At 34.8% G+C, this 11,688-nt stretch carries 10 protein-coding genes; 5 read left to right on the forward strand and 5 right to left on the reverse strand.

Going from position 1 to position 11,688, the window contains the following annotated elements; genetic code table 11:
• Window positions 1-78 precede the first annotated feature (78 nt).
• The 4 genes from metQ to DRF65_RS13385 form a co-directional block, all read right to left on the reverse strand.
• On the reverse strand, window positions 79-885 hold the full coding sequence (metQ, locus tag DRF65_RS13370; protein WP_115971266.1) for a methionine ABC transporter substrate-binding lipoprotein MetQ: 807 nt from the start codon (window positions 883-885) through the stop codon (window positions 79-81).
• A gap of 91 nt (window positions 886-976) precedes the next feature.
• Window positions 977-1,633: a methionine ABC transporter permease MetI gene (metI, locus tag DRF65_RS13375; protein ID WP_115971267.1), complete on the reverse strand. Its 657-nt coding sequence runs from the start codon at window positions 1,631-1,633 to the stop codon at window positions 977-979.
• Entirely contained in the window at window positions 1,626-2,654 is a 1,029-nt protein-coding gene (locus tag DRF65_RS13380; protein WP_115971268.1) for a methionine ABC transporter ATP-binding protein, read from the reverse strand. The genes metI and DRF65_RS13380 overlap by 8 nt, the downstream gene beginning before the upstream one ends.
• A gap of 18 nt (window positions 2,655-2,672) precedes the next feature.
• Window positions 2,673-3,671 carry an EamA family transporter gene (locus DRF65_RS13385; RefSeq protein WP_115971269.1) on the reverse strand — a complete coding sequence of 333 codons (999 nt, stop codon included), beginning with the start codon at window positions 3,669-3,671 and terminating at the stop codon, window positions 2,673-2,675.
• Between the two features lie 673 nt (window positions 3,672-4,344).
• On the opposite strand from DRF65_RS13385, the gene DRF65_RS13390 reads away from it, so the two are divergent.
• On the forward strand, window positions 4,345-6,471 hold the full coding sequence (locus DRF65_RS13390; RefSeq protein ID WP_115971270.1) for a type IA DNA topoisomerase: 2,127 nt from the start codon (window positions 4,345-4,347) through the stop codon (window positions 6,469-6,471).
• A 569-nt stretch (window positions 6,472-7,040) separates the two neighbouring features.
• Here the strand turns inward: DRF65_RS13390 and DRF65_RS13395 are convergent.
• Entirely contained in the window at window positions 7,041-7,280 is a 240-nt protein-coding gene (locus DRF65_RS13395; protein WP_228438669.1) for a helix-turn-helix domain-containing protein, read from the reverse strand.
• Window positions 7,281-7,499: 219 nt separating this feature from the next.
• Here DRF65_RS13395 and DRF65_RS13400 point away from each other — a divergent pair, with 219 nt between their 5' ends.
• From DRF65_RS13400 to DRF65_RS13415, 4 genes are all read left to right on the forward strand, one after another.
• Entirely contained in the window at window positions 7,500-9,398 is a 1,899-nt protein-coding gene (locus tag DRF65_RS13400; RefSeq protein WP_115971277.1) for a type VI secretion system Vgr family protein, read from the forward strand.
• A gap of 2 nt (window positions 9,399-9,400) precedes the next feature.
• Window positions 9,401-10,951, forward strand: coding sequence for a hypothetical protein (locus DRF65_RS13405; RefSeq protein WP_115971272.1), 1,551 nt, complete (start codon window positions 9,401-9,403; stop codon window positions 10,949-10,951).
• A gap of 26 nt (window positions 10,952-10,977) precedes the next feature.
• Window positions 10,978-11,382, forward strand: coding sequence for a hypothetical protein (locus DRF65_RS13410; protein WP_115971273.1), 405 nt, complete (start codon window positions 10,978-10,980; stop codon window positions 11,380-11,382).
• Window positions 11,383-11,688, forward strand: a 306-nt coding sequence (locus DRF65_RS13415; RefSeq protein ID WP_133297834.1) for a hypothetical protein, incomplete at its 3' end; no start/stop codon positions are given.

Consider the following 11,688-nt stretch of genomic DNA (forward strand, 5'->3'; position numbering starts at 1 on the left):
CATAAGTGAATCGTCAATGATTAGTGAAAGGATAACAACCTTAAACTATAAACCCCGAACTTCGCATCCTGAACCGCATTACCATCCTTTTACGGCTCCTCCTTTAAAAACTTCAAGGGCTTTCTTTTCCACTTCGTCCGATTGATAAGCTTTAACAAAGTTTTTTACCTTCTGACTATTCTTATTATCCTGTCTTGTCACGACAAGGTTAACATAAGGGGAATCTTTATCTTCTTTAAATATCCCTTGCTTTTCCGAATCCAATCCGGCCTGTGCTGCAAAGTTATTATTGATAATTCCTACTACAACATCTCTGTCATCCAAAACCCTTGGGATTTGTGCCCCTTCAATTTCCATAATTTTCAATTGTTTCGGATTTTCTGTGATGTCGGTAACCTTTGGAAGTAATCCAACTCCCGCTCTTAGTTTCAGCAAACCATTTTTTTGTAATAGAAGTAAAGAACGGCCACCATTGGTAGGATCATTGGGAATAACAATAGTGCTCTCATTCTGCAACTGACTAAGATTTTGGATCTTCTTTGAATAAGCTATGATAGGATAGACAAATGTATTTCCTACAACAGCAAGATTATATCCTCTTTGTTTTGACTGTTCAGCTAAATAAGGAGCATGCTGAAAAGCATTGGCATCAATATCTCCGTTCATCAGAGCTTCATTGGGAACAACATAATCATTGAAAGGAATAAGTTCTACTTCAAGATTATACTTTTCCTTTGCTACCTTTTTAGCGACTTCAGCCACTTCCTGTTCCGGTCCGTAGGTAATTCCAACTCTGATAAAATTCGGATCATCTTTTCTTCCTGAGCAAGCACTGAAAAGTAATACTCCAGCAGTAATTAAACCTAAAATATTTATTTTTTTCATTCTATTCTTTTTAAATTGTAAAGAAGTTCCAACAGTAAAATCACAAAATCAAAATTATCTCTCTTGCTCTAAAACTCTAAAACCCTCAAACTTATCTATGGTCAAATTTCTTAGATAATCTATCTCCCATAAACTGGATGATAAATACCAAAAGCACAAGTAATACCAATACCGTATTCATAATGACAATATCATAACCGATATATCCATATTGGTAACCAACCTGACCAAGACCACCTGCTCCTACAGCTCCACCCATTGCAGAATACCCCACCAGTGTAATTAAAGTGATCGCAGCATTATTGATTAATGAAGGAAGCGCTTCCGGAAGTAAAACCTTTCTGATAATCTGCAAAGGAGAAGCTCCCAATGCTCTCGCAGTTTCTATTAATCCATGAGGAACTTCAATAAGGCTGTTTTCTACCAATCTTGCAATAAACGGTGCTGCTCCAACGCTTAACGGAACCAAAGCTGCATTCACTCCAATAGATGTTCCTGCCAAAATCCTTGTAAAAGGAATCATCCACACAATTAAAATAATGAACGGAATGGCACGGAAAATATTTACAATAATGGATAACGTTCTATAATATACTGCATTTTCCAGCAGTTGTCCTTTTCTTGTTAAAAATAACAGAATACCAACCGGAAGTCCCAGAACGAAACCAAAAAATCCTGACACGAATGTCATATAAACCGTTTCCCAGGTTCCTTTTGCCAAAAGGGCAAGTACTGCATCACTAAGCATATCCTTTTACTGTATTTTGAATTTTATTCTGATTAAAATAATAGATGGCTTTTTGGTTTTCCTCAGCCTCTCCTTGAAGTTGCAAAAGTAGTTTACCAAAATTAGAATTCCCAAAATATTCTACATCCGCTTTCAAAAGTTTATAAGGAATTTTATGCTCATTATATAGTGCTGAAAGAATTTGTTCAACACTTATGTTTTCGTTAAGTTCTATTTCGACCAGCGGAAATAAACCATCCTGTGGTTCTTTCTGTAGTCTGTTATTGAGTTCCTGTGGCAGGGTCATGACATCTGAATTTATAAATTGTTGGATCACCGGATTTTCCCGGTTTGAAATGATCTCACTTAAAGTTCCTTTAGCTAATAGTTTTCCTTTGTCTATCACAGCAACATGGTTACAAACCGATTTAATCACTTCCATTTCGTGGGTAATCAGAAGGATAGTAATCCCTAATCTCAGGTTAATATCCTTTAGCAGCTGTAAAATAGATTGAGTGGTTACCGGATCCAGCGCACTGGTTGCTTCATCGCAAAGGAGGAGGTGAGGATCATTGGCCAGTGCTCTTGCAATAGCTACCCTCTGCTTTTGTCCTCCCGAAAGACTTCTTGGATAATCATTGGCTTTATCCTCAAGGCCTACGATTTTCAGTAATTCGTTGACCTTTTTATGGATTTGATCTTTGCTGCTGTGATCCAGTTCCAGCGGAAGTGCTATATTATCAAAAACGGTTCTTGAAGAAAGAAGGTTAAAATGCTGGAAGATCATTCCTATTTTCTTACGCTCTTCAGCAAGCTGCTTTGAGCTTAATTGAGTAAAATTCTTTCCATTAATAATTACCTGCCCTTCATCTGGCCTTTCCAGGAGATTAACCGTACGGATCAGTGTACTTTTTCCTGCACCGGAGAATCCTATGATTCCTACGATATCTCCTTTATCTATATTGAGGCTCACCTGATCCAATGCCTTAAAGGCCTGTTTCTTCTGGTAAAATGTTTTTGATATGTTTTTGATTTCTATCATTCTGATGTTGTATACTGTTTAAATTGGCTGATAGCGTCTACCTGCCCTGTTAAAAAATCTTTTAACTCTTCTGATTTTCACCTTAGATCGTTTTGAAAGCTTGAAATATTTGGTAACATTGGTCAGCAATACTCCCAGCAATATGATTGCCAAACCATATAACTGGCCTCCATTGATACTTTGATTGGCTACAACCCATCCCGCAATAACCGTAATAATAGGGTTAATATAGGTATGAGTACTTACCAACGCAGCAGGCTTCACAGACAGCAGCCAAATGTACGACAAATAAGCGACTATAGATCCAAAGAAGATCAAAAACAGAACACCTGCCCATGCGGATACAGGGACGTTTGAGACCGAAAAATCATTCCATTCCCCTCTGAATAAAGCAATAAGAAAAGCGGCTATTCCGGCTACAATAAGTTGTTGGGCAATATTCATAAATGTAGATTGTGAAGCCGGATTTTTCTTGGAATATAAAGATCCTAAAACCCATGCAATAGAGCTTAATCCTAATACGACAAAAGCAGTAATACGAAGTTGGGGATCAGCAGCGGCATGTGCAGCCGTTGAATTTACACTTCCTTTTAAGAAAAAGATCAATCCTACAAAACCAATGGCTAATCCTATTGGAATAAACTTATCCGAAAAATAATATTTCCAGTTTTTTCTGTCGATGGCAATGAACCAGAAGGGTCCTGTTGCTATAGAAATTGCAGCTTCAGAAGCTGTTACATATTGTTCCCCCCAGGCTACAAGACCTGTTCCTCCGGTAAGGATAAGAACTCCGGTGATCGCGTTTTTCTTCCAGTTGATCAGTGAGTTTGCTTTTTCTCCTTTAGACAGGAGATATCCGATCATCAGAATCCCTGCTACCAGAAATCTCAATCCCGAAAGAATGAACGGCGGAAAACCTTTCAAGCCAAATGAAATAGCTAAAAACGTAATCCCCCATATTACATAAATGTTTGTAAATGCCAATGGAACCAGCCATTTGTTTTTAGAATTGCTCATTTTTATTTTTTTAATGTTTTGGTTTTTTAAATAAAAAAGGCCCTACAACTCGGTAGGGCCTTTGAAAGTATGTCATATTAAAAGTAAGGTCACCCACAGTATTCTTGATGCACATGCATACACATATCCTTCATCATGTTTTTAATGATGTATTTATTGGTTGCGGTATTTCTTGTTTTTGTGCTCATTTTATTTCCTAAATACGTTTGCAAATATATAATATAAATTTTATTAGTCCACTAAAAAAGTAGGGTTTTTGAATATTAAATTGTTGTTAATGTTTTATATCGCTTGTTTTCAGTGTTTTAAAATTGATGTTTTTTTGATTTTAATATTGTTAAAACTTTAATTTTTATTTTTTAATTCATTTTTAATTGAATTTGTTGGTTTTTTATGTTGTAAAAAAGATAAAATAAATTGAGTTTTTTGTGAATTGTGTAAATATGAAAAATGGAGGTTGATAATATAAATTATGAAACTGATAAAAGCAAAAAGTAGGGAAGAGCTATAAAAGAAAGGGAATGGAAACAGGGGCAAATATTGTACAAGGAAGAAGTGGGCTGGCTGAAAAATTGAAACACTTTGATGTTCAGAGGTTCCGGGGTTTAATTTTTTTAATTAGTGAAAGTCAAAAAAAATCCCGATTTTTGCCTCCTTCAATAAACCTGAGTTCATGAAATTATGTATTGCCGAAAAACCAAGTGTTGCCAGAGATATCGCCAAAGTATTAGGTGCTACCGCATCTAAACAGGGCTATATGGAAGGGAACGGCTATTGCGTAACATGGACGTTCGGGCATCTTTGTACCCTTAAGGAACCTCACGATTACGGTCCACAATTCAAATCCTGGAATTTATTTTCACTACCGATTATTCCAAGCAGTTTTGGAATAAAGCTGATCCCGAATAAAGGCGTTGAAAATCAGTTTAAAGTGATTGAAAGATTGGTGGAAGAATGTGATGAGGTCATTAACTGTGGGGATGCTGGGCAAGAAGGTGAACTCATACAGCGTTGGGTACTGCAAAAAGCAAAATGCAACAAGCCTGTTCAGCGTTTATGGATTTCCTCATTGACGGAAGATGCCATCAAAGAAGGATTTTCAAGCCTTAAGCCGGCAGAAGATTATAAAAACCTTTATCTGGCAGGAAATGCAAGAGCAATAGGAGACTGGTTATTGGGAATCAATGCAACAAGACTTTTTACAAAGAAATTTGGCGGAAATAAAGCTGTTCTTTCCATTGGAAGGGTACAGACTCCTACATTAGCGATGCTGGTTCAGCGTCAAAAAGAAATTGATGCCTTTACCACAGAAGAATATTGGGAACTGAAAACCAAATACCGTGATGTGGTTTTCAATGCTGCAATTGATCGTTTAAAGACATTAGAACGCGCAGAAAAAGGACTGGAATATCTTAAAGTAAATCCGTTTGAAATTGTTTCTTTCGAAATAAAAGAAGGAAAAGAAAAGAATCCAAGGCTTTTTGACTTAACAGGATTACAGGTTGAAGCCAATAAAAAATACGGGTATTCTGCAGAAAATACATTGAACTATGTTCAGAGCCTTTACGAAAAGAAGCATGTAACCTATCCGCGTGTTGATACCACGTATTTATCAGATAGTTTATATCCGAAAATAGAAGGGATTCTCAGAAAAATGTATCCGTATCAGGAATTGATTGCTCCATTACTGGAAGCCCCGATTCCAAAATCAAAAGCAGTATTTGATGATACCAAAGTAACCGATCACCATGCGATCATTCCTACGGAAGTTCCCCCTTCTCAAAATCTGAGCAGGGAAGAAAAACTGATCTATGATCTGATCGCGAAACGCTTCATTGCTGTTTTCTATCCTGAATGTAAAATTTCCAATACATTGGTTGAAGGTAAAGTAGGAACTATTCCTTTCAAAACGAGCGGAAGACAGATTCTGGAACCGGGATGGAGAGCCGTTTATGCAAAAGAACCGAAAGAAGAATCTACTGATAAAGAAAAAGAGAAAGAAGAAGAACAAACCATTCCTGAGTTTGTAGCAGGGGAAACCGGACCTCACGACCCAATGATTCACCAGGGGAAAACAACTCCTCCAAAGCCTTATACGGAAGCAACATTGCTGAGAGCAATGGAAACAGCCGGAAAACAGGTTGAAGATGAAGAACTGCGTGAAATGCTTAAGAATAACGGGATCGGAAGACCATCTACCCGTGCGAATATCATCGAAACGCTATTCAAAAGAAAATACATTGAAAAAAAGCGGAAAAATCTGATTGCCACTCAAACAGGAATTCAGCTGATCGATACCATTGAAGATGAGCTTCTAAAGAGCCCGGAACTGACAGGTGAATGGGAATCTAAACTTCGTAGAATTGAAAAAGGGGAGTATGAAGCCAACCTTTTCAAAGAAGAACTCATCCAGATGGTAACAGAACTTACTGATAAAGTAGTTTACGGAAAAGGAAAGGTCATTACCCTTCAGGATGAAGAAAAAGAAGAGGTGAAGGAAAAGAAAAAAAGAGAGCCTGTACAGAAAAAAGAACTCCAGTCCTGGGAAGAAACCAAGTGCCCGAAATGTAAGGAACATAATCTCATCAAAGGGAAAACAGCTGTAGGGTGTTCTGATTTCAAAAATTGTGGGTTTAAAATCACTTTTGAAATCTTCGGAAAAAAATTATCTGATAAACAGCTGTTAGATCTTGTTTTAAAAGGGAAAACTTCTAAACTGAAAGGTTTTAACGCTCATCCGGAAGGACTTACAGAAGGGGTTCTTTCTTTACCTGATGATTTCAAGGTACAGCTTGGCTAATCATTACACTAATAAGGTCATATAACTTTACCCCAACAACTTTCTCCAATATTTCAATTGGAGAAGTAATAATTTACTCTTTTTCGGATAGGTGCATTCAAAGAAAATCTAAATTTTTGAAGAGGAGTAGTTCATGATCCTCCTAATCCATGTACTATTTCCAAAAAAACAAAATCTCCGGGAGAGCCGGAGATAAAAACACAAATGATGAAAAAAAATTATTTCGAGCCGCAAAATTAGATATATTACTACACATATTATGATAGAAAAGCGTAAAAAAATGATAATAAATTCCCCAACAGGTTTTCGTTAACAAGGGATGATCAGGTTTAACACTTGTTCGGGTGTGAAATCTGACAAAATTAATAACCTTTAAATTCCAGAAAATTTCACGTGGCATATTTTCACTGCATATTTTTACAATTAGATTTCAAACAATTAGATCATATTCTGAATAGAATAAGCTTCTTCTGGATGTGTTCATACTGCATTGAATTTACTGTACTTTTCGGTTGTATAGCTAAACACCAAAATGAATAACTAATCAAATGAGGTTCCTTTGATAAAAACTATTTTTCTATGGATTTTCTAAATTGGGTTGGAGTTACTCCTGTTTTTGACTTAAAAAATTTAGTAAAATTGGTGAGCTCTTTGAATCCCAAATTGTAAGAAATCTCACTGATATTTAACTGATTGTACATCAGATTTCTTTTAATTTCTAATATCATCCTGTTAATTAACCACTGTTTTGGGGTTTCCTTTTCCGCTTTAAGAAAAGCTTTCTGAAGTGTTCGGAGAGTTATATTCAATTCTTCACAATAGTTGTCAAGACTTAAATGTCGATCTAGATTTTTATTTACCAGTGATTTAAATCTAGCAACCAGCAGTTTGTCTCCACAAAAGTCAAGGTTAATTCCCTTTATCTAAGTCGTAGTTCTACTACAGTTTTAAAAATTATGTCAAAAAAATATACTTTGGCATTGTTTTTATCTATATATGGTGATATAATTAAAAACACACATAATCGAATGAAAAAAAACATCTCAAACTCAGAGAAGATTTCTGAGAACCATATTTCGGGCATCAATCGGGTCATTAAGCTTGATATTGTGGTTGGTGGAAAGCTCATTAATCATTTTAAACATTTCCGTTTACAACAGAGTGCTAAAACACATCATAGTTTTGAGCTTATTCTTGCTCATGATTCTTTGAATGAAACCCAAAACTACAATCTTGAACAAGCAAGACAGTTCATGGGAAAACGGCTGACTGTAACGTTCAAATACAAAGATCCAGAACACGAAAACCCAGAGAGAACATTTGTAGGGATTATTACAAGTATATCATTCAGCAAGGAAAAGATGAGCTTAGGAAATATTGTACTCAAAGGCTACAGTCCAACCATTCTAATGGATTCTGCTCCACATACTCAAAGTTTTGGGGGTGGGCAGTCTGTTAATACTTCCATCATTGCAGACAGGATTATTAAGGAAGCATTAGGAACGAATGACTTTGATTTTAGAGTAGAAACTCAAAACAATAGCTACATCAACTACAGTGCACAGTATTGTGAGACTCATTATAACTATCTTGCCAGAATTGCAGAAGCTTATGGAGAACAGTTTTATTATGACGGTGAAGTACTCCACTTTGGGAAGCTCCCACCTAATGAAAAGTCTATTAAACTTATTGATGGCAGTAATATAAATGATGTGACAATAGAACTGAAGGCAGTACATACAAAGCCTGAATATTTTGGGTATAACAGCAGCAGTCATACAAAAATGTTAGGTGTTGATAGTCGGATTAAGCATTTAGGTGAATTATCAGCCAAAGCTTATGAATTGAATGATAGCATCTTTAAAACCCGTTCATTAACCCCTACTCCCATTAATGCCAATATGTTTCGTGATGTGGATGATTCTCAAAAGAGCGCAAGAGGAAGTAAGGCAGTAGATGTTTTTACCGTGTCAGGAGAAACAACAGTTCCATTTCTATATATTGGTTGTGTAGCAGATTTAGCCATGAGGAAACCTGACAGCAATCAAACCTCACATTTTACCGCTTTAATGATTACTGAAGTAAGTCATGAAGTTGATGCAAGGGGATATTATACAGGAAGCTTTGAAGCGATTGCCGAAGGAACAGGTTTTATGCCGAAACCTAATTTTGAAATTCCTAAAGCAGAACCGCAAGTAGCAACTGTTATCTCCAATGTTGATCCTTTAAACCAAGGAAGAATACAAGTACAATTCGATTGGCAATTAAATGATACAACAAGCTTTATCAGGATGATGAGTCCTGATGCAGGGGGAACAGATGCTATAAGTCAGAACAGAGGATTTGTAGCCATTCCTGAAATTGGAGACCAGGTTATGGTAGGTTTTGAATATCATCATCCAGATTTCCCTTTTGCAATGGGCGGAATGTTTCATGGAAATGTTGCATTAGGAGGTGGAGTTAATAATCACCTAAAATCCATTCAAACCAGAAGTGGAATCCGTATTTTGATGAATGATGCTGAGGGAAGTGTAAATATTATTGATCCAAGTGGTAATACTTATTTTATGGATGGACAGGGAAATATTTCAGTAACTGCTCCTAAGAATATGACTTTCAATGCGGGGGAAAACATTAGTATGATTGCAGGAATGAATATTACATCTAATGCAGGGATGAATATTTCAGAAACAGCAGGCGTGGATCACAGCAGTATTGCAGGAGGAATGATGATGCAAAATGCAACCTTAGATTATTCTTTGGTAGCAAAAAATATTATGGAAATTGCACAAGGAGATAGAAAATCTCTTTCAAAAAAAGTATATGATCAGTCTCAGGAAAAATCAATATCTTCTGAAAATAAAAATGAAATTCACACCAAAGGAACTTTTGATAATAACAGTGGTGAAAACTCTAAACATCATTAAAAATGGCAGAAGGTAACATTACAAGAATAGTTGGTGGTAAAAATATAATAGAAACCGAAGAATGGATTGTCTATACGGATCAATTTACGGCTTATGCAGGAAAAGGAAGCCATTTTACCGCTGAGGGTGGCACTAACATAGGAATTCCTAAAAAAGCCCCATCTGTTGGTCATTATTTTAAAAAAGCGTGGTGGAGCTCAGATTATGAAGGGAAAAAGGAAATAACAAAAGCTAAAGTTGGGGATAAAGTTTATTTTCAAGTAGAAATGACGGATAAATTTCCACAAACCTCTCTTCCTAAAGAAAAACAACAAAAAATTACTTTTACATTATATGAATTTACTGGAAATAAATACAGTATTGGTTATATGTATGTTTATGGACCAAGAATATATTTAGATAAAGAACCCCAAAAAGATAAAGAGATTAAGTATGTTACTTGGGAAGATAAGAATAAAAATGATACAATAGACCCAGAAGAAGAATATTCTAAAAAACCTTATAACGAAGAAAAGGTTAATGGCAATAAAGCTGTTATTTCGTTTCAATTGAGTGATGGGTTGTCATCTTATTTCAATGAATTTACTGAGTTAAAGTTATTCATGTCTCTTTCTTATGATTGGGAAACAGTTGACTTGCCTGAAACTGAAGATTTATACCTAGATATAGAACCTAAACCTCCAGTAATAAAAGAAATTTATGTAAGGTTATTAAATTATCAAGTATCTCAACTAGCCATTAATCGACTGAAAGAAGTTGGAGGTAGCATACAATACATAGAAGGAAATGACGAGATAATGAGTGAAAAAGTGAATATGGATTATTTTTCTGTGAGAATTGACGAATTACCAACGTTTGCTAATGGCAATATTATACTTTTATATAAAAAAATTAGAGAAAACTTCCTAACCTTATCAAAAGGAAATGTTACATTTGAATCACATTCTGAGCCATTTCATAACAATATTGATGGTAGCTGGGAATTTAAACCTTATCCGAAAAAAGACGATCCTGAATATGAAAAAGAACAACTAAGGAGATGGAAAAATGAACTTGGAAACACTGTCATATTTATTGATGCTGGTGGAGGATTAATAGAAGAAACAATAGGAGATAGTGGGGCTGTCCTTGAAAGTGAAACTAATCCCTATGATATGTGTTGGATATTTACAACTATTGTAACAGAAAAGAGCAAAACTCAACCATTTTCTGGGCATAGGCAGTTTGGTATTCACAAAGATGAAGAAGGAAATTATAGATTTTTTGCACGTGCGATTGATAGAATATGGCCAACTCCTACGATAGTAAATTTAAGTATGGGAAGAAAAGATTATGCTGTAAAAGACTATTTAAAGATAGCAGATTCTACTTGGAATAATTTAATTAATAAAGTATCACAATTTATTATTAAATATGGTGGTAAAACAACTATAATGCAACCTGAGTTTGTCAGAACAGACTTTAATAAATTCAGAGATAAATATAAAAAGACACCTGTTACTTCTATTGGAAACATTCCTCAATATAAAGAAATAAAAGAAAATGAAATATAGTAATCTAATCACGAAATAATTTGATAATGAATAATATAAAAAATAACTCAAATTATTCAGTTTTAATCTATTGCTTAAAGTTATGGCTATTGACAAGTGCGATCTCAGCTATTGTATTTAAATTAATAGAAATACAAAATATTGGTACTTCTAACTTTTGGGGTAGGCTAATAACATATCTAATTTATGGATTGGTACTTGGTCTATTAAATTCTCTTCCTGGATTTATAGTATTGGGCTTAATCATTAAATTTTGGATAAAGGATAAATTAAAATTAATTATTATTACAATTATTATATCTTTTGTTTCTTTTTATTTTTTTCATTGGCCATTTGAAATAGACAGACCTAAAATATTTGTTATTCCAACTATATATGCTGTTGTCACTTCTTGTTTAATTTTAATTTCAAATACAAAAAGACTCCATTAGATGAAAATTACCAAACTTGTTATTCTTTTTAATTATAAGAAAATACTACTGGGGCTATGTATAGCAGTAATTCTTCTGATTGCTTCTTATCAAATAAACTCTCCTGTTTTTAACATATTATTAAAGATTGGAAGCAGCCTTATAATACTAAATATTATTGCCTCTATAATAGCCTCTTATATTCTTTATGATAAATCTGATCTATATAAACTGAAAAATTTAGATAGAATTATTGATTTTGAAAGAATTGATAATGCTGTTTTAATTCATGCTAGTTTTGATCCTCTATCTAAAAAAATAGAAGAA

This window comes from Chryseobacterium pennae (assembly GCF_003385515.1).
GTDB classification, from domain to species: domain Bacteria; phylum Bacteroidota; class Bacteroidia; order Flavobacteriales; family Weeksellaceae; genus Chryseobacterium; species Chryseobacterium pennae.